The sequence below is a fragment of the Pseudomonas sp. CHM02 genome (assembly GCF_000612585.1).
In the GTDB taxonomy this organism is placed as follows: Bacteria; Pseudomonadota; Gammaproteobacteria; order Pseudomonadales; family Pseudomonadaceae; genus Aquipseudomonas.
In genome coordinates this window covers 15,440-37,024 of the sequence record NZ_JFCA01000050.1, presented here as the reverse complement: position 1 = coordinate 37,024, position 21,585 = coordinate 15,440, and the positions used below count along the sequence as shown (strand labels likewise).

General features: G+C 61.3%; 17 protein-coding genes and 1 pseudogene. 7 read left to right on the top strand and 11 right to left on the bottom strand.

Annotated features, from left to right (window positions below):
• Positions 1-71: 71 nt before the first annotated feature.
• Complete coding sequence (gene nudE, locus BM70_RS0125155; protein WP_025858594.1) at positions 72-638, top strand: ADP compounds hydrolase NudE; 567 nt, start codon at positions 72-74, stop codon at positions 636-638.
• Positions 635-1,471, top strand: coding sequence for a 3'(2'),5'-bisphosphate nucleotidase CysQ (gene cysQ / locus BM70_RS0125150; RefSeq protein WP_025858593.1), 837 nt, complete (start codon positions 635-637; stop codon positions 1,469-1,471). The genes nudE and cysQ overlap by 4 nt, the downstream gene beginning before the upstream one ends.
• 124 nt (positions 1,472-1,595) lie before the next feature.
• Here cysQ and BM70_RS0125145 read toward each other — a convergent pair whose 3' ends face one another.
• The 7 genes from BM70_RS0125145 to rfbB are packed head-to-tail and all read right to left on the bottom strand — an operon-like array spanning position 1,596 to position 8,667.
• Positions 1,596-2,051: a YiiD C-terminal domain-containing protein gene (locus BM70_RS0125145; RefSeq protein ID WP_025858592.1), complete on the bottom strand. Its 456-nt coding sequence runs from the start codon at positions 2,049-2,051 to the stop codon at positions 1,596-1,598.
• A 26-nt stretch (positions 2,052-2,077) separates the two neighbouring features.
• Positions 2,078-3,463: a sigma-54 dependent transcriptional regulator gene (locus BM70_RS0125140; protein WP_025858591.1), complete on the bottom strand. Its 1,386-nt coding sequence runs from the start codon at positions 3,461-3,463 to the stop codon at positions 2,078-2,080.
• Positions 3,460-5,268 (bottom strand): ATP-binding protein, encoded by a 1,809-nt coding sequence (locus tag BM70_RS0125135; protein WP_025858590.1) that lies wholly within the window; start codon positions 5,266-5,268, stop codon positions 3,460-3,462. The genes BM70_RS0125140 and BM70_RS0125135 overlap by 4 nt, the downstream gene beginning before the upstream one ends.
• A gap of 36 nt (positions 5,269-5,304) precedes the next feature.
• Positions 5,305-6,174, bottom strand: coding sequence for a dTDP-4-dehydrorhamnose reductase (gene rfbD, locus BM70_RS0125130; protein ID WP_025858589.1), 870 nt, complete (start codon positions 6,172-6,174; stop codon positions 5,305-5,307).
• The gene (gene rfbC, locus BM70_RS0125125; protein ID WP_025858588.1) at positions 6,171-6,716 is read right to left on the bottom strand and encodes a dTDP-4-dehydrorhamnose 3,5-epimerase; all 546 of its coding nucleotides are present in this window, start codon (positions 6,714-6,716) and stop codon (positions 6,171-6,173) included. Before rfbC ends, rfbD begins: the two co-directional genes overlap by 4 nt.
• Positions 6,713-7,588, bottom strand: coding sequence for a glucose-1-phosphate thymidylyltransferase RfbA (gene rfbA / locus BM70_RS0125120; RefSeq protein ID WP_025858587.1), 876 nt, complete (start codon positions 7,586-7,588; stop codon positions 6,713-6,715). Before rfbA ends, rfbC begins: the two co-directional genes overlap by 4 nt.
• Positions 7,585-8,667 carry a dTDP-glucose 4,6-dehydratase gene (rfbB, locus tag BM70_RS0125115; protein WP_025858586.1) on the bottom strand — a complete coding sequence of 361 codons (1,083 nt, stop codon included), beginning with the start codon at positions 8,665-8,667 and terminating at the stop codon, positions 7,585-7,587. The genes rfbA and rfbB overlap by 4 nt, the downstream gene beginning before the upstream one ends.
• A 151-nt stretch (positions 8,668-8,818) precedes the next feature.
• Here rfbB and BM70_RS0125110 point away from each other — a divergent pair, with 151 nt between their 5' ends.
• From BM70_RS0125110 to BM70_RS0125100, 3 genes are all read left to right on the top strand, one after another.
• Entirely contained in the window at positions 8,819-11,728 is a 2,910-nt protein-coding gene (locus BM70_RS0125110; RefSeq protein WP_025858585.1) for an aminotransferase, read from the top strand.
• Positions 11,729-11,849: 121 nt separating this feature from the next.
• Entirely contained in the window at positions 11,850-12,956 is a 1,107-nt protein-coding gene (gene aguA, locus BM70_RS0125105) for an agmatine deiminase (RefSeq protein ID WP_025858584.1), read from the top strand.
• Between the two features lie 234 nt (positions 12,957-13,190).
• Positions 13,191-13,409: a hypothetical protein gene (locus BM70_RS0125100; RefSeq protein WP_025858583.1), complete on the top strand. Its 219-nt coding sequence runs from the start codon at positions 13,191-13,193 to the stop codon at positions 13,407-13,409.
• Between the two features lie 156 nt (positions 13,410-13,565).
• On the opposite strand, the gene BM70_RS0125095 is transcribed toward BM70_RS0125100, so the two are convergent.
• Positions 13,566-15,632 carry a TonB-dependent siderophore receptor gene (locus BM70_RS0125095; protein ID WP_025858582.1) on the bottom strand — a complete coding sequence of 689 codons (2,067 nt, stop codon included), beginning with the start codon at positions 15,630-15,632 and terminating at the stop codon, positions 13,566-13,568.
• Positions 15,633-16,043: 411 nt separating this feature from the next.
• Between BM70_RS0125095 and BM70_RS0125090 the strand changes: the two genes are divergently transcribed.
• Positions 16,044-17,345, top strand: coding sequence for an OprD family porin (locus tag BM70_RS0125090; protein WP_025858581.1), 1,302 nt, complete (start codon positions 16,044-16,046; stop codon positions 17,343-17,345).
• A 64-nt stretch (positions 17,346-17,409) separates the two neighbouring features.
• Positions 17,410-17,547 (top strand): annotated as a pseudogene (locus BM70_RS32670) (SDR family oxidoreductase); the annotation flags it as partial.
• A 12-nt stretch (positions 17,548-17,559) separates the two neighbouring features.
• On the opposite strand, the gene BM70_RS0125085 reads toward BM70_RS32670, so the two are convergent.
• From BM70_RS0125085 to BM70_RS0125075, 3 genes are all read right to left on the bottom strand, one after another.
• Positions 17,560-19,959, bottom strand: coding sequence for a TonB-dependent siderophore receptor (locus BM70_RS0125085; protein WP_025858580.1), 2,400 nt, complete (start codon positions 19,957-19,959; stop codon positions 17,560-17,562).
• A gap of 101 nt (positions 19,960-20,060) precedes the next feature.
• On the bottom strand, positions 20,061-21,008 hold the full coding sequence (locus BM70_RS0125080; RefSeq protein ID WP_043274366.1) for a FecR domain-containing protein: 948 nt from the start codon (positions 21,006-21,008) through the stop codon (positions 20,061-20,063).
• The gene (locus tag BM70_RS0125075; RefSeq protein WP_025858578.1) at positions 21,008-21,508 is read right to left on the bottom strand and encodes a sigma-70 family RNA polymerase sigma factor; all 501 of its coding nucleotides are present in this window, start codon (positions 21,506-21,508) and stop codon (positions 21,008-21,010) included. Before BM70_RS0125075 ends, BM70_RS0125080 begins: the two co-directional genes overlap by 1 nt.
• Between the last annotated feature and the right edge of the window lie 77 nt (positions 21,509-21,585).

The window sequence follows — 21,585 nt, the reverse complement described above, 5'->3', positions numbered from 1 at the left end:
AGTAAAGATATCCGACACAGACAATCGGAAAAGCCACGGTATAGTAACCCGATCACGCCAAGGAGCCGCTTATGCGCCAGAAACCCACCGTCCTCGCCCGCGAAATAGTCGCCAGTAGCCGTTTGTTCCGCGTGGAGGAAGTGCAATTGCGCTTTTCCAATGGCGTTGAACGGACCTACGAGCGCCTGGTGGGCCGCGGTGCCGGCTATGGCGCGGTGATGATCGTGGCAATGATCGATGCGGACCATGCGTTGCTGGTGGAAGAGTACTGCGGTGGTACCGATGAATATGAGTTGTCGTTGCCCAAGGGGTTGATCGAACCCGGCGAAGACGTGCTGGCGGCGGCAAACCGCGAACTCAAGGAAGAGGCCGGCTATGGCGCTCGTCAGTTGGAACACCTCACCGAACTGTCGCTGTCGCCTGGCTACATGAGCCAGAAAATCCAGGTGGTACTGGCCACCGATCTTTATGAAGAGCGCCTGGAAGGCGACGAACCTGAGCCGATGCGTGTGGACCGGGTAAACCTGCGTGAGCTGTCGTTGCTCGCGCAAAACGAGCAATTCAGCGAAGGCCGCGCCCTGGCCGCGCTGTACCTGGTACGAGACCTGTTGACCCAGCGTGGAGCGTTTATCGCATGAGCGAACTGTTTTTAGGCCACCCGTTTATTGCCCCTGTGATCGAGCTGGCACGCCAGGCCGGTGAAGTGATATTGCCGTACTGGCGCGCTGACGTGGCTGTGACTTCCAAGGCCGACGATTCGCCCGTGACGGCAGCGGACCTGGCTGCTCACCACCTGATCCTGGCGGGCCTGACCGCGCTGGACCCGAGCATTCCGGTGTTGTCCGAGGAGGACGCCGACATCGACCAGAGCGTGCGCGCCGGCTGGCAGCGCTGGTGGTTGGTGGACCCGCTGGACGGCACCAAGGAATTTATCTCCGGCAGCGAAGAATTCACCGTGAACATCGCGTTGATCGAACAGGGGCGCGTGGTGTTCGGCGTGGTGTCGATGCCCACCAGTGGCCGTTGCTACTTTGGCGGCGCGGGCCTGGGCGCCTGGCGCTCGGATGTGAATGAAGCACCCAAGCAGATTCAAGTACGCGAGGCGCCCGCCGCGGGCGAGTCGTTTACCGTGGTGGCCAGTCGTCGGCATACCAGCCCGGAGCAGGAACGTCTTCTGGACGGACTGAGCGAAGGCCTGGGCGCGTTGAAGCTGGCGAATATCGGCAGCTCATTGAAGTTCTGCCTGTTGGCCGAGGGCAGTGCGGATTGCTACCCGCGCCTGGCGCCGACTTCACAGTGGGACACTGCGGCCGCCCAAGGTGTGCTCGAGGGCGCGGGCGGCGAAGTGCTGGAGCTGAGTGGCGCGCCGTTCAGCTATCCGGCGCGGGCATCGTTGTTGAACCCGTTCTTCCTGGCGTTGCCAGCCAAGGCGGTTTGGCGTGAGCGCCTGCTAAACCTGGCGAGATCTTAAGGTCACACCAGATCAAATGTGTGGGGCTTGCTCGCGAATGCAGTCTGTCAGCTGATGAAAGTATCGACTGACCCTGCGCATTCGCGAGCAAGCCCGCTCCCACAGTGGTTTTGTGTTGTGGCTTCTAACGGTGCAGGACGTATTGGCCGGTGAAGTTGACCGCATGCTCCTCGCTGCCCTCATTCACAACCCACGTCTCCAGCGTCAATCGCGCGCGGCCATAGCGCTTGTAGGTCGCCACAAACCGCTTCCACACCTTTTCCTCCGGCGACTGGCACACCACCGTTGCATCGCGCTTGACCGGCAGCGGATAACTGATTTGCCCTTCCTGAATCACGATATGCCCGTCTTCGATGCCTTCTTCGCGCAACTGCAAGTGCAACCAGCCCCAACCCGCCAGTACTGCGCCGCAATACAGGCTGCCGCCGAACATGGTGCTCTTGTGGTTGATGTTGGCTTGCAAGGGCAGGTGCAACTGCAATTGGCCGTGTTGCCAGTCGAGCACCTTGAGGCCCATCTCCCGAGTGAGGGGGATGTCGTGGTGAAGGATGGATTCCAGGTAACGGCTGTCGCGGCTCATGGGGGCCTCTTGGCGAGTGGTGAGGGTCATTCGTCGTCAGTGCTGTGGCTGGCGCTGTCGGCGAAATTCAGGCCGTGCTTGCGCAGTTTGTCGTGCAACGTCTTGCGCGGTACGCCCAAGGCTTCGGCGAGGCTGCGCATGGAGCTGTGGGGGCGGGTCAGTTCAGCAGCGATCAGGCTTTTTTCGAACTGCTCGACTTGCTCGCTCAGGCCGCCGGTTGTGGAGGTCAGGACGCCGGCCGACGGGTTGTCCGGCGAACTGTCCAGCGCCAGTTCCAGGCCCAGGGCGAAGCGTTCTGCGGCGTTCTGCAACTCACGCACATTGCCCGGCCAACTGTGGCGCAACAGCAGTGCGCGCTGGCCCGGTTGCAGCTCGTGCAGCGGGAGGCCATGGCGGCTGCTGGCTTCGTCGGCGAAGTGCTGGAACAGCATCAACGCGTCTTCGCCGCGCTCGCGCAGTGGTGGAATGCGCAGCGGCGCGACGTTGAGGCGGTAATACAGGTCGGCACGGAAGCGGCCCTGGTCGGCGGACTGGCGCAGGTCTTCCTTGGTGGCGGCGATGATGCGGATGTCCAGCGGGATCAGCTGATTGCCGCCCAGGCGTTCCACCACACGCTCCTGCAACAGGCGCAAGAGTTTGACCTGCACATCCAGGCTCATGCTTTCGATTTCATCGAGAAACAAAGTGCCGCCGTTGGCGAATTCGAACTTGCCGATACGGCGTTTCTGCGCACCGGTGAAGGCGCCCGGCTCATGGCCGAACAGCTCGCTTTCGACCACGGACTCGGCCAGCGCCCCGGCGTTGATTGCCACAAACGGCCCGCTACGACGGCTGGACAGATCATGCAGTGCACGGGCGACCACTTCCTTGCCGGCGCCGGTTTCGCCGAGGATCAGCACATCGGCCTTGGTCGCGGCCAGGGCGCCGATCTGTTCGCGCAGGCGCAGCATTTGCGGAGAATGCCCCACCAGGCGTGTGCTCAATTGCTGGCGGTCGCTGAGGGCCAGGCGCAGGCTGCGGTTGTCCAGCACCAGGCGGCGCAGGGCCAAGGCGCGGCGCACGCTGTCGAGCAGGGCGTCGCTGGCGAATGGTTTTTCCAGGAAGTCATAGGCGCCGGCGCGCATGGCCTGCACCGCCAGCGGCACGTCGCCGTGGCCGGTGATCAGCAGCACCGGCAGCTCCGGGTCCTGGCCGTGCAGTTCGGCCAGCAGCTCCAGGCCGTCCATGCCAGGCATGCGGATATCGCTGACCACCACCCCTGGCCAATCCCGCGACAGGCGCGCGGTAAGGCCGGTGGCTTCGCCCAGGGTCAGGACTTTCAGCCCGGCCAGGTCCAGGGTCTGGCACAGGGCCTGACGCAGATGTGGATCGTCGTCGATCAACACCACCTGAATCGGGTTATCGATACTCATACACTGCGGTCCTCGGACGGTTGCAGACTGACGCCCGGCAAGCCGGCACGCAATTTCAAGGTTAACAGCGCGCCGCCTTCCTTGTGGTTGGCAAACAGCAGTTCGCCGCCAAAGGCACGCATCAGGGTGTCACAGATCGCCAGGCCCAAGCCCAGGCCCTGGGTGCGGGTTTTGGTGGTGTAGAACGGCTCGCTGGCGCGGCCCAGGGCTTCCATGCAAAAGCCCGGACCGTTGTCGCGAATGTACAGGTTGACGCCCTGCTCGGTGGTTTCGGCACTCAGCCACAGTTTGCGCGGTGGGCCTTTTTCGGTGAGGGCGTCGAGGGCGTTGGCCAGCAGGTTGCCCAGTACCTGGCGCAGGCGGGTCTCGCCGGCCTGTACCCACAAGGTGGCCTCGGGCAAATCGCGGATCAGCTCTACTTCCATCGACCGCCTGCGCTTGGCCAGCAACGCCAGCGCATCGTCGAGCGCCGGCTGCAGGGCCACGCTTTCGGGCGCGTGGCGGTCGCGGCGGGCAAAGGCGCGCAGGTGAGCAATGATCGAGGCCATGCGTCCGGTCAGTTCGCTGATCAGCTTGAGATTGCCCCGTGCGTCAGTGGTGCGCTCATGGTCGAGCAGGATCTCGGCGTTTTCCGCGTAACTGCGAATGGCCGCCAGGGGCTGGTTGAGTTCATGGCTGATACTCGCCGACATGGTGCCCAGCGCCGACAGTTTGCCTGCTTGCACCAGATCATCCTGGGCCCGCACCAACTCCTGCTGGGCGTGTTCGCGCTCCAGCACTTCCTGTTTCAGGCGACGGTTGAGGCCTTCAAGGTCACTGGTCCGCTCGACCACGCGGGCTTCCAGTTCGCGACGTGCCTTGGCTTCAAAGGCAATGCGCTCCAGGTAATGGCGGCGACGTTGCATCATCAGGCCCAGCAGCAGCATCAACACCAGCAGCGTCGCGCCGCCCACGGCAACCACCGTGCGCACCGGACGGTTGATCAGCGAGCGCGGCGCAAGGATTTCCACGTTCCAGCCGGTCTCGGCGATGGCCGTGGATTGGCGCAGCCAGGCGGTGCTGCTCAGGCTCAGCGGCTGCGGGTCACGGGTCGGGTAGGGCTGGATGGCGATGATGGCCTGGCGTTCTTCGGCGGTCAGCGGCCGGGTCGCACGGAATCGCCATTGCGGGCGCGATGTGAGGATCACCACGCCGTTGTGGTCGGTCACCAGCAGTTGTTCCGGCGTGTTGCCCCACAAGCTTTCGGTGTGGTCCAGGTCAACCTTGACCACCAGCACGCCGATGATCGTATCGCCATCGCGCACGGCGGCGGCAAAGAAGTAACCGCGCTTGGCCGAAGTGGTGCCCAGGCCGAAAAACCGCCCCAGGCGCCCGGCCATGGCTTCGCTGAAATAAGGCCGAAACGAGAAATTGCGCCCGACAAAGCTGTCTTGTTTATCCCAGTTTGACGCGGCGAGGGTCTTGCCGGTGGTGTCCATCAGGTACATCACTTCCACCCCGGCCTGGGCGGCGACGTCCTTGAGCAGCAGGTTGGCGTTGACCAGGTTGGTGCTGACGTGAGGCGCGTCCAGCGCGGTGCGCAGGGCTGGCAGGTCGCCAAGGATCTGTGGCAGCACTTCGTAGCGGTGCAGGGTGCCCAGCAGGTTGGCCACGTACAGGTCGAGGGTCTGGCGGTTCTGGCCGGCCAGCTCACTGCGGTAATAGCGCTCGGCCAAGTGCTCCAGCGGCCACAGCAGCGGTGCCAGGCACAACGCCAACAAGGCGAGGCTGCGCCAGCGGGGTCTTCGCGGGAGAGGTGGAGTCATGGGAGTCGTGCGCCTGTGGGTACAGGCGCATTATGCCTAGTGCAGCTGTGCAAGACACTCGCGCAATGCGTCTCGCCATTGTGGCTGGCTGACGTGCCATTGCTGCTGCAGGCGAGTGCAATCGAGGCGCGAGTTCAAGGGGCGCTTGGCGGGCGTCGGATAGGCGCTGGAAGGGATCGGCTCCAGTTCCGCGCAGGCTTTGCCCTGCTTGCGCAGATGTTCGCCGATGGCCTCGGCAAAACCGAACCAGGAGGTTTCGCCTCGGGCAGTCAGGTGATAGACACCCCATTCCCCCGGTTCGCCCGCTTGCCAGCGTTCAATCAACGCGCGTGTGCTGCGGGCGATGCTGCCAGCCCAGGTCGGCGCGCCGATCTGGTCAGCGACGATGCGCATCTGCGGCTTTTCCTGCAGCAGGCGTTGCATGGTCAGCAGGAAGTTCTTGCCGTGGCTGGAGTAGACCCAACTGGTACGCAGGATCAGGTATTCGCCGCCCACGGCCGCAATCGCCTGCTCGCCTGCCAGCTTGCTCTGGCCGTAGACACCCAGCGGGTTCGGTGTGTCGGCTTCGGTATAGGGCGCCGGTTTGCTGCCGTCGAACACGTAGTCGGTTGAGTAGTGGATCAGCGGGATGCTCAGGGCCTTGGCTTCCTCGGCGAGAACGCCGGGAGCAATGGCATTGATCGCAAACGCCACGTCCGGCTCGCTCTCGGCTTGATCGACAGCAGTATGGGCTGCGGCGTTGATGATCAAGTCGGGACGCTGGGCCCGGATTTGCTGGCGGATCTGGTCAGCGTTGGCCAGGTCGAGTTGGTCGCGACCCAGGACGATGAGCTCGCCCAGGCCTTGGAGCTGAAGGTGCAGCTCGCGGGAGACTTGGCCGTGTTGGCCGGTGATCAAGACCTTCATGGGAAAAGGTCTGCGTCTTTCAGGCTTTTGCCGTTCTGATCCTTGGTGGACAGAGTCGGAGTACCGGAAAACTGCCAATCGATATTGAGTTCAGCATCGTTCCAGCGAATGCAGCGCTCAGCAGAGGGCGTGTAGTAATCGGTGGTCTTGTACAGGAACTCAGCATAGTCACTGAGCACCACAAAGCCATGGGCAAACCCCGGCGGAATCCACAGCTGCCGGCTATTTTCAGCAGACAACCGCACGCTGGCCCATTTGCCAAAATGAGGTGAGCTACGACGAATGTCCACCGCTACGTCCAACACTTCACCCGCCGTCACCCGCACCAGTTTTCCCTGGGCGTGTTCGATCTGGTAGTGCAAACCGCGTAACACGCCCTTTTGCGAACGCGAGTGGTTGTCTTGAACAAAATGCTCTTGCAGCCCGGTGGCTTGCGCAAAATCCCGAGCGTTGTAGCTCTCGTAAAAAAAACCGCGTTCATCGCCAAAAACCTTCGGCTCGATGATCAATACACCGGGCAGCTCAGTGGCGGTCACATTCATGGAGTTTCCCCTGCGAGAGTGAACAGATATTGGCCATAACCGGTCTTGCCAAAGTATTTGGCACGCTCGAGCAGGTAGTCGCGGTCAATCCAGCCATTTTCATAGGCAATTTCTTCCAGGCACGCCACTTTCAGGCCCTGGCGGTGTTCGATGGTCTGCACATAGGTCGATGCCTCGAGCAAGCTGTCGTGAGTACCCGTGTCGAGCCAGGCAAAGCCGCGGCCGAAGCGTTCAACATGCAGGTCGCCACGCTTGAGGTAGGCATTGTTGACGTCGGTGATCTCCAGTTCGCCGCGAGGCGAAGGCTTGACCGCCTTGGCGATCTTGATCACGTCGTTGTCGTAGAAGTACAGGCCGGTGACCGCGTAGGGCGACTTGGGCTTGGACGGTTTTTCTTCGATGGACAGGGCACGGCCCTCTTTGTCGAAGTCGATCACGCCGAAACGCTCCGGGTCTTTAACCCAGTAGCCAAATACCGTGGCCCCGGACGCGCGCTCGGCTGCGGTGCGCAATTGATCGCCGAAGTGCTGGCCGTGGAAGATGTTGTCGCCCAGGATCAGGCACACCGGGTCTTCGCCGATAAATTCCTCACCAATCAGGAACGCCTGGGCCAGACCATCGGGCGACGGCTGTTCGGCATAGCTGAAACGCACGCCAAACTGGCTGCCATCGCCCAGCAGGTTGCGATACTGCGGCAAGTCCACGGGGGTGGAAATCACCAGGATGTCCTTGATTCCCGCCAGCATCAGCACCGAGATCGGGTAGTAGATCATCGGCTTGTCATACACCGGCAGCAGTTGCTTGGACACGCCCAGGGTAATGGGGTGCAAACGCGTGCCGGAGCCGCCGGCCAATACGATTCCCTTCATCATGCAATCAGATCCTTAAAGTCGGTGTTGCCCAAACGTTCACCCTGATAACTGCCGTCCTGGACCCTGCGGCACCACTCGAGGTTATCCAGGTACCACTGCACGGTCTTGCGCAGCCCGGTTTCAAAGGTTTCTTCCGGCGTCCAGCCCAGTTTGCGTTCGATCTTGCTGGCATCGATCGCATAGCGCTGGTCGTGGCCCGGGCGATCCTTGACGAAGGTGATCAGGTCGGTGAACTGCTCGACTCCGGCCGGGCGCTGTGGCGCCAGTTCTTCGAGCAGGGCGCAGATGCCACGCACCACGTCGATATTCTTCTGCTCGTTGTGCCCGCCGATGTTGTAGGTCTCGCCGACCACGCCTTCGGTGACCACTTTGAGCAATGCCCGGGCGTGATCTTCGACGAACAGCCAGTCGCGCACCTGCAGACCATCACCGTAGACCGGCAGCGGCTTGCCCGCGAGGGCGTTGAGGATCACCAGCGGGATCAGCTTCTCGGGGAAGTGGAACGGCCCGTAGTTGTTCGAGCAGTTGGTCAGCAGCACCGGCAAGCCGTAGGTGCGCTGCCAGGCGCGGACCAGGTGGTCGGAGGCCGCCTTGCTGGCCGAATACGGTGAACTGGGCGCGTAGGGGGTGGTTTCGGTAAACAGGTCGTCCACACCGTGCAGGTCGCCGTACACCTCGTCAGTGGAGATGTGATGGAAGCGGAACGCACGCTTGGCCGGTTCATCGAGATTTTGCCAATAGGCGCGGGCGGCTTCCAGCAGGCTGTAGGTGCCGACGATGTTGGTCTGGATAAAGTCCGACGGGCCGTCGATGGAACGGTCGACATGGGACTCGGCTGCCAGGTGCATGATCGCCTGGGGCTCGAAGCGCGCCAGCACGGCGCTGACGGTGGCCTGGTCGACGATATCGGCCTGGACGAACTCATAGCGGCTGTTGGACGCGATGCTGGTCAGCGATTCCAGGTTGCCGGCGTAAGTGAGTTTGTCCAGGTTGAGCACTTCGTGCTCGGTGTTTTCAATCAAGTGGCGGATCAGGGCAGAGCCGATAAAACCAGCGCCGCCGGTGATGAGAATGCGCATGTCGGGGGCCTTTTCCTTAGACGGACATTAAGCGAATGAAGCATAGCTTGAGTTGTGACGCAGGGCTGCGCAAGCTCGGTGTGCATTGGGGGTTGCCTTACGCCCCTCAACGGTGGCGATATAGACGCCTGAAAAAACAGAGGTCGTCACAATGTTGCTTGCCACGTTGATCCATCGCGCCAGCCTGCCTTGCCCGCAAGTGGGCCCCGATCAGGCTGCACAATTGCTCGAGCAGCATTACGGCCTCAGCGGCACCTTGCAGTCGCTGGGCAGCCAGCAAGACCTCAACTACAGGATCGACAGCGACCGTGGCCGCTTTGTTCTGAAGATCTGCCGGGGAGACTACGCTGCGGCTGAGCTGCAGGCACAGCACGCGGCGCTCAACCGCCTGAAGGCCGATGCGCAGGTGCAGGTGCCCAACGTCATCCAGGCGCTCACCGGTGAAGAATTGCTCACCGTTGCCGTGGATGGCCAGGCCTTGCACCTGCGCCTGCTGAGTTACATCGAAGGGCAGCCGCTGACCCATCTGCCCCATCTGGGCCGTGACGTGATTGCAGGCTTTGGTGAACTGTGCGGACGAATGAACCTGGCGCTGGCCGATTTCCAGCACCCGGGCCTGGACCGTACCTTGCAGTGGGACCCGCGCCATGCCCAGGCATTGATCAGCCATCTGTTGGCAACGCTGGACAACCTGCCTCACCGCGATGCACTGGAACAAGTCGCCGAGCAGGTATCTACGCGCCTTCGCACACTGGCCGATCGCCTGCCGTGGCAAGCGGTGCACATGGACATCACTGACGACAACGTAGTCTGGCAGCGCGATGCGCAGCGGCATTGGCAGGTCCAAGGGGTGATCGACTTCGGCGACCTGGTGCACACCTGGCGCATTGCCGACCTGTCGGTCACCTGCGCCGCGCTCCTGCATCATGCCGAAGGCGACCCTTTTGCCATCTTGCCCGCGATCCAGGCCTGTCACGCGGTGACACCGTTGCAGCACGAAGAATTGCGGGCGCTGTGGCCGCTGATCGTCGCCCGTGCGGCGGTGCTGGTGTTGAGCAGCGAGCAGCAGCAGCGCCTGGACCCGGATAACAGCTACCTGTTGAAAAACGCCGAGCATGAGTGGGAAATATTCCATGTGGCGACCTCAGTGCCGTTCGAGCTGATGGAGGCGGCGATTCTCAGCAGCGTAGGGCAGGCACCGGCAGCGATCGCCGGGCAAGGCTTTGCGCCGTTGTTGCCGGGGCTGGTCGGGCGCGAGTTCGCGCTGATCGACCTGGGTGTACTCAGCCCGCATTTCGAGGCCGGTAACTGGGAACAACCCGGCATCGACCAGCGTTTGCTGCAGGATGCGGCCGCCGTGCATGGCCTGGCGGCGAGCCGCTATGGGCAATACCATCTGTCGCATACCCGGCCTGACAGCGTCACCGAGCCAGAAACCTTCGCGCTGCACGTCGAGCTGCATGTGCCGCTGGGCACCTCCGTTGAAGCACCGTTCGCGGGCATCGTCCGCTTGGGCGCCAACGCCGAACTTCAGGTGCACAGTAGCGAGGCAACCCTTCGCCTATGGGGCGTAAGGGCACTGTTGCAACCGGGCGCCGCAGTGCTCAAGGGGCAGGTGATCGGGGAGGTCCAAAGCCCGCTGACGGTGCAGCTCTGCCGCACTGATCTGCTGGCGCCGCTATTCTGCACACCGTCCCGGGCGCAGGCATGGCAGGTGCTGTGCCCATCACCGGCGGCGCTGCTGGGGCTGGCCTGTGATGCCGAACCCGAGCTGGACCCTCAGGCCCTGCTGGCTCGCCGCGACGCCAGTTTCGCCCGCTCGCAAAAGCACTATTACGTCGACCCGCCGCGTATCGAGCGCGGCTGGCGCAATCACCTGATCGATATGCAGGGCCGTTCCTACCTGGACATGCTCAACAACGTGGCCGTGCTGGGCCACGGTCACCCGCGCATGGCGGCGGTGGCGGCGCGGCAATGGTCACTGCTCAATACCAACTCGCGGTTCCACTACGCGGCGATTGCCGAGTTTTCCGAACGCTTGCTGGCGCTGGCGCCGGAAGGCATGGACCGGGTGTTTTTGGTCAACAGCGGCACCGAGGCCAATGACCTGGCGATCCGCCTGGCCTGGGCCTACAGCGGCGGGCGCGACATGCTCAGCGTGCTGGAGGCGTACCACGGCTGGTCGGTGGCGGCGGATGCGGTGTCCACGTCGATTGCCGACAACCCCCAGGCCTTGAGCAGCCGACCGGATTGGGTGCATCCGGTGACCGCGCCCAATACCTATCGCGGCGAGTTCCGCGGGCAAGACAGTGCGCCCGATTACGTACGAAGCGTGGAACATAACCTGGCGAAAATTGCCGCGAGCAAACGCCAGCTGGCGGGTTTCATCTGCGAGCCGGTATACGGCAATGCCGGCGGTATTTCGTTGCCTCCGGGCTATTTGCAGCAGGTGTATGCGCTTGTCCGCGCCCAGGGTGGCGTGTGCATCGCCGATGAGGTGCAGGTGGGGTATGGCCGCATGGGGCATTTCTTCTGGGGCTTCGAGGAGCAGGGCGTGGTGCCGGATATCATCACCATGGCCAAGGGCATGGGCAACGGCCAGCCCCTCGGCGCGGTGATCACCCGGCGTGAAATCGCTGAAGCACTGGAAGCCGAAGGGTATTTCTTCTCGTCGTCGGGAGGCAGCCCGGTGAGTTGCCGCATCGGCATGGCCGTGCTGGATGTGATGGAAGAAGAAAAACTGTGGGAAAACGCCCAAGTGGTCGGCGGGCATTTCAAGGCGCGCCTGGAAGAACTGATCGATCGTCATCCGCTGGTGGGCGCTGTTCACGGTTCCGGTTTTTACCTTGGCCTGGAGTTGGTGCGCGACCGGCAAACCCTCGAGCCCGCCACTGAAGAAACCACCTTGCTGTGTGATCGGCTGCGTGAATTGGGGATTTTCATGCAGCCCACCGGTGATTACTTGAACATCCTCAAGATCAAGCCGCCGATGGTCACGTCCCGACGCAGTGTGGATTTCTTCGTCGACATGCTGTCGAAGGTGCTGGATGAGCAGTTGTAATTAGTCGATTGTTATCGGTCAAATACTGTCATATTTATCGACTATGATCTTGTGTCGCTTTTAAAGCCGATTTTTATCCGTTATAAAGTCGGCCTTTACCCCATTCGGAGTCCTGATCGCCATGACCACCCTGCACAGCACCCCTCGCGCCGATGGTTTCCACATGCCCGCCGAATGGGCACCACAGACCCAGACCTGGATGATCTGGCCTGAGCGTCCGGACAACTGGCGCCTGGGCGGCAAGCCGGCGCAGGCTGCTCACGTAGCGGTGGCCAAGGCCATTGCGCGTTTTGAGCCGGTCACCGTTGCGGTTTCCGCCGGCCAGTACGAAAACGCCCGCGCGCGCCTGGATGTGCCGAATATCCGGCTGGTCGAGATGTCCAGTGATGACGCCTGGGTGCGTGACACCGGTCCTACCTTCGTGATCAACAACAGCGGCGAAGTGCGTGGCGTGAACTGGGACTTCAACGCCTGGGGTGGTTTTGATGGCGGCCTGTATTCGCCGTGGAACCGCGATTCGCAGGTGGGCGGCAAGATCCTTGAAATCGAACGTGCCCCGCGCTATCGCACCGAAGGCTTTGTGCTGGAAGGCGGATCGATCCACGTCGACGGCGAAGGCACCCTGATCACTACCGAAGAATGCCTGCTCAACCGCAATCGCAACCCGCACCTGGGCCGTGCCGAAATTGAAGCGGTGCTGAGCGCCAACCTGGCGGTGGACACGATCATCTGGTTGCCGGACGGCCTGTTCAATGATGAAACCGACGGCCATGTGGATAACTTCTGCTGCTACGTGCGCCCTGGCGAAGTGTTGCTGGCCTGGACCGATGACCCGCAAGACCCGAACTATGCGCGCTGCCACGCCGCCATGGACGTACTGCAAAGCAGCACCGACGCCCAGGGTCGCTCGTTCACAGTGCATAAAATGCCGATCCCCGGCCCGCTGTATGCCACTGAGGAAGAGTGTGCCGGTGTGGATCCGGTTGACGGCACCCAGGAACGCAATCCGACCGTGCGGTTGGCGGGTTCCTACGTCAACTTCCTGATCGTCAACGGCGGCATCATCGCGCCGAGCTTCGATGACCCGCTGGACAGCCAGGCCAAGGCGATCCTGCAGGACCTGTTCCCGCAGCACGAAGTGGTGATGGTGCCGGGCCGCGAACTGTTACTGGGCGGTGGCAATATTCATTGCCTGACCCAACAGCAGCCTGCCCCGCACAAAAATTGAGTGCGGTTGTAACAGCGTCCTGGCGATAGCCGGTAGCTACCCAGTTTCAGCGCCCATAGCAAGCCCGCGTCCTAGCAAGGTCGCGGGCTTTTTTGTGTCCGAATACCTATAAACACGAGACATTGGCATAGCTCTTGTATCGGTGTGGTCACAGTGGTTCAGGGTGAAGACTGCGCAGTTCTGTCATAAACCTTGAGTAAGTTAGCCGCTCATGCAGTAGGAGAGAGCGCTGAAATGAATGCCAATATCAACCTGATGTACACGCGTGCGACCCACCCCTTGCGGGTCAGCGGCGACGCGATCCCTGCACTGGCGCTCTGGTTGAAGGAAAACGGCTCGCGAAGGATCAGGCGACAGCCCGACTTGCGCAGCGTGATGAGTGAACGCTACCCGGCGGGCTTGTTCAGCGAGGATGAAGTGCACGCGCTATGCGACCTGCTGAAAAGCCAGTGAGCCCTCCCGTCAAATGCGGATGCTGGCCGTTGTGGTGAGCGGGCTTGCACCCGCGCTGGGCTGCGGAGCAGCCCCATGTGGATCGGCGGTGAGACCGGCGGGGGACAAGCCCCCTCACCACAACAGCCATCGTCCCTGTTCAGATAGTGTTGGGCTTTAAAAGCTGTAGGTTCCTGTCACTATCACGCTGCGCGGTTCCCCTGGCTGAATCTGCGCCACGCTGGTCGCCGACGCGTAGTAGTTTTTGTCAGCGATGTTGTTCAACGCCGCCCTGACATCCCATTCCTTCTGGCGGAACCCGGCCAACGCATCCCAACGGCCATAACCCGGCAGCACAACGGTGTTGAGGCTGTCGGCATAACGGTCGCCGACCAGCGTCAGCCCGGTTTCCGCGTACCAGCCCATCTCCGGTTTCCAGGTAATGAACAGGCTGGCATTGCGCTTGGCCACATCGCTGACACGCTTGCCTTCAAAGCCGTTGTTGTCCTTCTCGACCGTGGCATCCTGCAGGCCGACCCCACCCCGCACGTACCAGTTGCCGACGATCTTGCCGGTGGCGGTCAGCTCCACGCCGCGCGAACGTTGCAGGCCGCTGAGCAGCGTGATCGTGCGATCCAGCGGGTCGCTGGTGCGGCGGTTGTAGAGTTCCAGTTCGTATACCGCCAAGGTGGTGCTCAGACGGTCGTCGAGCCAGTCGCTCTTGACCCCGATTTCCTTCTGCTTGGTCAGCTCGGGGCTCAGGTCGTTGACGCCACCGGCGGCGTTTGGCGTGATGCCGATCAGGCCACCGCCTGCCGGGGAGAACGTCTTGCTCCACGAGGCATAGAACGAGTGATGCTCCAGCGGCGTCCAGACCAGGCCAAAGCGTGGGCTGGTGCTGTGGCTTTTGACGTCCTGCCGGGTGTTGAGCAGCTTGTTCTTGGTGTCGACTTCGAAGCGGTCGTAACGCAGGCCGGCGAGCACTTGCCACTGGTCATTCAGGCGCAGTTGGTCCTGCACATAAACGGCGCGGCTGTCGACTTCGGTGTGGTTGTTGCTCGACACATTCATCCGCCCGGTGTGGCTGAGGTTGCGATTGGGTCGGTTGAGGTCCAGGGGCGGGACGCCAGTGGCGGTATACAGCTTCGGATCGCGACGCTGGCTTCCCAGCTCCACGCCGGTGAGCAGGCGGTGTTCCAGGCCGAAGGTGCTGAAGCCACCTTCGAGCTCGACGTTATTGAAGATGTTGAGGGTGGTCAGGTCCTGCTGCCAGCGCTGGCGCGTGACGCTATTGGTCGCCGGGGTGTAGCCGGTGAGGTAGGTGTTGTCGAAATCGCTGTCGAGCTTGAACACACCGAGGGTCTGGCGCAGTTGCCAGTTATCGTTGAGTTCATAGGCCAGCTTGGAGCGCAGCGACTGGGTTTTGTCGTCGATGTAATCGCGGCTGTCGCCGTAGGTGGTGCTGCGGCTCACATCAGCAGGCCGGCCGTTGACGCCGGGGATGCCACGGTCCGGCGTGCGGTTGTAGCGGCTGTACTCGTATTGCACCAGCCAATTCAGGTCCGGCGTGAGTTGCCAGCTCACGGACGGTGCGAACAGTTGGCGATTGCCACTGACGCCATCGCGGAAGCTGTTGTTGTCCTGGTTGCCCATGTTCAAGCGCAGGCTGATGTTATCGGTGGGGTCGGTGCTGAGGTCGGCATACAGACTGCGCAGGTCGTTGCTGCCGCCCTGGGCCTCGATACTCGACTTGTGACCGGCTGTAGGCAGTTTGCTCACGCGGTTGACGATCCCTCCCTGACCGCCTCGCCCGTAGAGTACTGCTGCCGGTCCCTTGAGCACTTCGATGCGCTCGATGTTGTGCAGGTCGCGAACGTATTGGCTGTCGTCGCGGATGCCATCGAGATAGAAGTCGTTGCTCGCGTCGAAGCCACGGATGCGCAAGCTGTCGAAGCGCGTATCGGCACCGCTGCTCACGTTGGGAATGCCGCTCAACGCCTGGCCCAGGTCATTGGTGCCGTAGGCGCGCAGGCTTTCAGTCTTCACTGAGTCGATGGCCTGGGGCACATAACGCACGGGTGTGGCGGTGCGGGTAGCGGTGCTGGTTTCCTTGACGCGAGGATCGTCCTCGTCAGCTTCGGCGCTGATCGAGGTTTCTGGCAAGGTCGTGGCCGCACAGGCAAAACCGGCAGACAGCAGAACGGAAAGCCCAAGGGTGATGGGCGTAAGGCGAGGGGCAGGCATGGAGGAATGTATCCGAATTGTTAGGGAGGAAAACTGCGCGTTAATGGTAATGCTTTGCATTTGCGCGCGTTATAGGTTCCCAAACGTATCGGCTTTGAAATGTGTTACTAGATGTGTTTTCTTGCGTTCCAGAGGCGGTTTTTTGTCGCTTTCAGAACGGCTGTAGGCCGCTGCTTAGAATTATTTCGCCTAAATACAGACGATTCGCGAAATTGACACATAGTTCCGGGCGCGACTAGGATTGCGCCCAACGCCTGTGGCTAACCGCCATGACTCATCCAATAAAAAAGGCCCGCGGCCTGTTAAGTCGTCCGCGGGCCTTCTTTTTTCCGGAATCAGTCGACACCAGAAAAGCGACACGGAGCCTGGTGTCACAGCGCGTACTCAACCAGATATAAGGAATACAAGAAAATGTTGAAGCAACGGATGAGTCTGATCGCTCTGGGGATTTTGAGCGCATCGACAGCAATGGCAAACGACCAGGACCAGTCCAAGGGTTTTATCGAAGACAGCCACCTGAACATCGCCGCACGTAACGCGTACATCAGCCGTGACTACAAAAACGGCAAGCAAGACAAAGCCGAATGGGGCCAAGGCTTCATCGGCAAGCTCGAGTCCGGCTTCACCCAAGGCACCGTCGGTGTGGGTGTGGACGTGATCGGCCAATACGCTATCCGTCTGGACGGTGGTAAAGGTCGCGCTGGCGCGGGCGGTATCGACTTCTTCAAACCGGGTAATGGCACTGCCAACAACCCTGGCTCGGCACCACACGACCTGGCCAAGGGCGGCGCTGCCGTGAAGTTCCGCGTTTCCAACACCGTGCTCAAGTACGGTGATCAGTTCCCGGCCGTGCCTGTGCTGCAGTACGACAACTCCCGTCTGTTGTCGGAAACCTACACCGGTACGTCGATCGTTTCCAAAGAGATCGCCGGTCTGCAACTGGATGCGGGTCACTTCACCAAAGAAGCGCGCAAGAGCATGGAAGGCACCGACAGCGGTCGCCTGAAAAGCATCGACTACATCGGTGGTAGCTACAAATTCACCGAAAGCCTGTCGGCTGCCTTGTACGCCTCCGATATGCAGGACGTGCTGAAGAAGCAATACGTCAACGTCAACTACGTGCTGGCCCTGCCAGAGAAGCAGTCGCTGACTTTTGACTTCAACGGCTACAAAACCAAGCTGGACAAGAGCTTCGCCCTGGAAAACCAAGGCAACGAAGACGCTCGCGACAACAAGATCTGGAGCCTGGGCGCCACGTGGGCCGTTGGCCCGCACAGCTTCACCGTCGCTCACCAGCGCAGCACCGGTGACACCGGCTACCTGTATGGCGGCTACCGCAACGCTGGCGGCATCGGCGACGGCGGTAACACCATCCTGCTGGCCAACTCCTACTGGTCTGACTTCAACGGTAAGGACGAGCGTTCGTGGCAAGTGGGCTACGGCATCGATTTCGCCACCTTCGGCGTACCGGGCCTGACCTACAACGTTGCCTATGTGCGCGGCACCAACATCGACGACGGTACCAACCGCGGCGATGGCACCGAGCGTGAAATCTGGAACCAGTTCAAGTACGTGGTCCAGAGCGGCCCGGCCAAAGACCTGGCCCTGCGTGCCCGTGCCTCGTGGCTGCGCGTTTCCAACAACGCTGACCAGTACAACGTAGGCGGTAACGAAATCCGTCTGTTCGCCGACTACCCGATCAACGTTTTCTAATTGATCCGGCGTCGCACCTGATTTTCAGGTGATAAAAACCCCGACTGGTTCGGGGTTTTTTTATGCCCGCAGGTCGTTGGCGATTGAATACGCCAAGCGCGGGCTTCGGGTGAATGCGGTGAGCCCCGGGATCATCAAGACCCCGATGCATGGCGAGGAAACCCATGGGGCGCGGGGGCAATTTCACCCCGGCGGGCGTGTCGAGCGTGCCGGTCTACAGGCTCCACCGCAGGGTCACCGCAACATTACGTGGATCACCAAAGATGTTGGCACCGGCAGGGTTGCTGATGCTCTGGTAGTAAAGCTTGTCGAATACGTTATTGAGGTTGCCCTGCACCTTCAGGTTTTTGCTGACGTCATAGCCCGTCATCAAGTCGAAAATACTGTAGCCGCCCTGCGCAACTCCAAAGGAGGTATAGGCCGATCCTTGGGTTCGGAACGATCCCCCGACCGTCCACTTTTCCAGGTCGCCTCGCAGGCGATAGGTGGTGGACGCCTTGAACAGGTTATAGGGCGTATCACTGTCGAAGCGGCCGCTGCCCTCCTTGACGTTCTTGGCACCCGCATAGGTATAACCGACCGACGCCTGCCAACCCTGGGCAAGCATGCCTTGCAGCTCCAGGTCGACGCCCTTGGTTTGCACTTCACCCGAAGCCTCGTAGCAGGAATTCACGCCTGGCGCGCAGGCAGCCAATGGCGAGGCGAGGTTTTCCTGATTCAGCTGGAAGTAGGCCAGGCTGGCATTCAACGCGCCGCCGAAGTATTCGGCCTTGACCCCGGCTTCATAGTTGGTACCCGTCACCGGTGCCAACAGGCTGCCGGAGAAGTTGCGGTTTTCCTGGGGTTGGAAGATCCGTGTCCAACTGGCGTAGACCGAGTAGGTGTCGTTGAGGTCGTAAATCAGACCGGCGTAGGGCGTGTATTCACGTGTGGCCTTGTATTCGGCGCCGAACTGATACGGGCCCGATACGGTGCTTTGTTCATATTCATACCAGTCCAGTCGCGAGCCCAGGATCAACTTCAGGTCGTCACGCAGGTTGAAACGCACAGTGGCATAGGTGCTCGTTTGATCGACCTTGCCCGTACGCGACCAGTTGTAATCGATGGCCGGTTTGCCGATGCCGTGGTAGTTGAAGTTGGCCGGGTCAAGCACGATCAACGGATCGTTGAGGAAACCACCGCCGGGGCCGTCGTCGGTTTTGTCAGTGCGATAACTGGCACCCAACACCAGTTCATGGGTGGCGCCGAATAGCGTGAAGGGCCCGGACACATACCCGTCCACGCTTTTTTGCGTATGTTCATAGGTGTAGCGGCCGACGTTCAGGTTCAACTGATCGGCGTTAGCGTCGAGTCGATAGAAACTGGTGCCGAGCATATCCATGTCGCCCCTGAGCCAAGTGGTGTTGAGGCGCAGCTTCCAGTCATTGTCGAAGCGATGCTCGATCTCGGCGAATACGCTCTGGTTTTTCTTGTTCCAGTAGGTCCATTTCGGGCTCATGCGGGTTGAGCGGGAAATGGGCAGGAAACTGCCATCGGCGCGGGTCGGTATGCCAGACCAGTCGGCGCCGGGGTTGTCTTCCCGGTTGTAGTAGGCACCGAGGGTCAATGTAGTCGCTTCACTCAAGTCAAACTCGCTGATGCCATAGAGCAGTTGGCGTTTGCTGCTGTAGCTGTCGGTGAAGCTATCTTTATCAGTGAATGAAGCAACCGCTCTGCCGCGAATGGAACCGCTGGCGTTGAGCGCACTGCTGGCATCGATTTCAGTGCGGTAGTTGTTCCACGAGCCGGCACCCACCGTGACTGACACTTGTGGCTCCACTGTCGGGCGCTTACGGATCAGGTTGAGCGTACCGGAGGGGTTGCCGGCACCGACCATCAAGCCCGACGCACCCCGCACGACCTCAACCCGATCAAACATGGCCAGGGTCGAGGTGCCGAGCGTATCGGTGTCATAGGCAATGGGCAGGCCATCGATCAAGATATTGTTGATGGCAGTCCCGCGGGAGTAGAACTGTGGGCGTTCGCCGCCGGTTTTACGTAGGCTCAGGCCCGGGGTGTAGGTGGAAATGTCCTCCAGGGACTGCATGTTCTGGTCATCCATGCGTTGACGGGTAACCACGGTGACTGACTGCGGCGTTTCGCGCATCGAGGTGGGCAGCTTTGTGCCTGTGCTCATGGACCCGGTTGTGTAAGAACCCGTCCCCTCGGTGGTTTCGCCCAGGATTTGCCCCGAAATGTTGGTAGCACCCAATACGACCGCTGTTCCTCGTGATACGGGGACCAGCACGTACCCCCCATTGCCTTGGCGCTCAGCCCTCAAACCACTGTTGGCCAGCAAGCGCGCCAGGCCGTCCTCCACGGTGTACGAACCTTTGAGCCCCGCGCTGCTGAGGTGTCGTGCTTGCTCGGTGTCGAATGAAATCGTCACCCCCGCCTGCACGCCAAACTGGGTCAGCGCATTGCCCAGCGGGCCGGGTGCGATCTCGTACGCGGCCTGGCTCTGTGCCTGGGCGGTTGCAGGCAGCAGCGCTAAACCGGGCAAACCGGTGAGGGTCAAACCAAAGATGGCCAGGCGCACGGCGCGCGTCTTGGCAAAGCGGGGAAGCGGGGACATTCGGTGATCCTTCCGTTGGTCTGGCAGAAAGTCGCTGCAATAGCGGTTTGTGTCATTGACGGATGAGAATCAAAATCAGCAAGGCAGCCCCCAAACAATTTTCAGACAGGCTCGATGCTGACCCAGTAACGGGTCAGGTAGCGCACCTTCACCGGCAGGGATTTGCTCAGGTTTTCCAGCACCGTGTCCGTGTCGTCGATACGGAAGGCGCCTGAAATGCTCAAGTCTTGCACTGCCGTGGCACAGCGCAGAACCCCAGGGCGATAGCGGCTCAACGCCGCGATGAAATCGCCCAGGCGCCAGTCGTCCACGCTCAACATGCCGCGCACCCAGGCGATGGAACCCGAAGGCAGCGCGTGGGGGCGCTGGATGGCATGGCTGTCGAACGTGACCTGGTGGCCAGCGTCCAAGCGCAGTACCTGCTCCGGTTGCTGGCGCGGGCGGATTTCAACGGCAGCCTCCAGCACGCCGACCTGGGTACGGTCGTCCATCTGGCGCACGCTGAACTGCGTGCCCAGCGCTTTTACGCTGCCGTCGCCGGTGTTGACACTGAAGGGCCGCAAGGCCGGATCCTTGGCGGTCTGCACCAGGATTTCGCCCTTGTACAGTCGGATCAGCCGCTGGTTGGCGTCGAAGTGAATATCCAGCGCCGTGTCGGCATTCATCTCCAACTGGGTGCCATCGTCCAGGCGCAGCGAGCGCCGTTCGCGAATGCTCGTGCGTTGTTGAGCCAACATGGAACGATAGGGCACCTGCTCCACTGCCAGCCACGAACAACCACCCACCGCCACCAGCATGCCGAGGATTTTCAGCACTTCGCGACGTTGTTTCTGCGCCGCGCTCAAACCTGAGAGTGCGGCCTGTTGAGGCACCTTAGCCCACTGTTGTTGCAACGCTTCAACCCGCGCCCATGCCGCCCCATGCTGCGGGCTGGCCTGCAACCAGATTTGCCAGGCCTGGGTGCGCGCCTCGTCGGGCATGCCGTCATTGAGTTGCACGTACCAGGTCGCGGCGGCCTCGAGTGTCTTGAGGTCCAGAGGCGTGGCCATCAGGGCTCGACCAGTAACAGGCATTGGGTCATGGCGCGAATCAGATGGTTCTTAACCGTGGTCACCGACACGCCAAAGCGCTCGCCCGCCGCGACATAACTCAGGCCTTCCAGCTGCACCGCCAGGAAAATCTCCCGCGTCCGCGTGCCCAGCTCATCCAGCAGGGTATCCACCGCGACCAGCATCTCGATGATCGACAGGCGCACTTCCGGCGAAACTTCCACCGGTTCCGGTCGCAACGCCAGCGCCTGCAGATAGGCCTGCTCAATCGTTCGGCGGCGGGATTTATCAATCAACAACGAACGCGCAATCGCACTCAGATAACCGCGCGGCTCGCGAATGGGGGCGCTTTGCCGGGCCGTCATCACCCGCAGGAACGTGTCCTGCGCCAAGTCGGACGCATCCGCCGCATTGCCCAAGCGCACGCGCAGCCAACCCTTCAGCCAACTGTTGTGATCGCTGTACAGCTGATGAAGGGTTGAAGGATCGAGGGTCGACATGAGCGTGCCACCGAGTCGTAAATGGTAATTGCTCTCATTATTGTGATGGCACGTTTTTTAGGCAAGTGGCTTTTGGG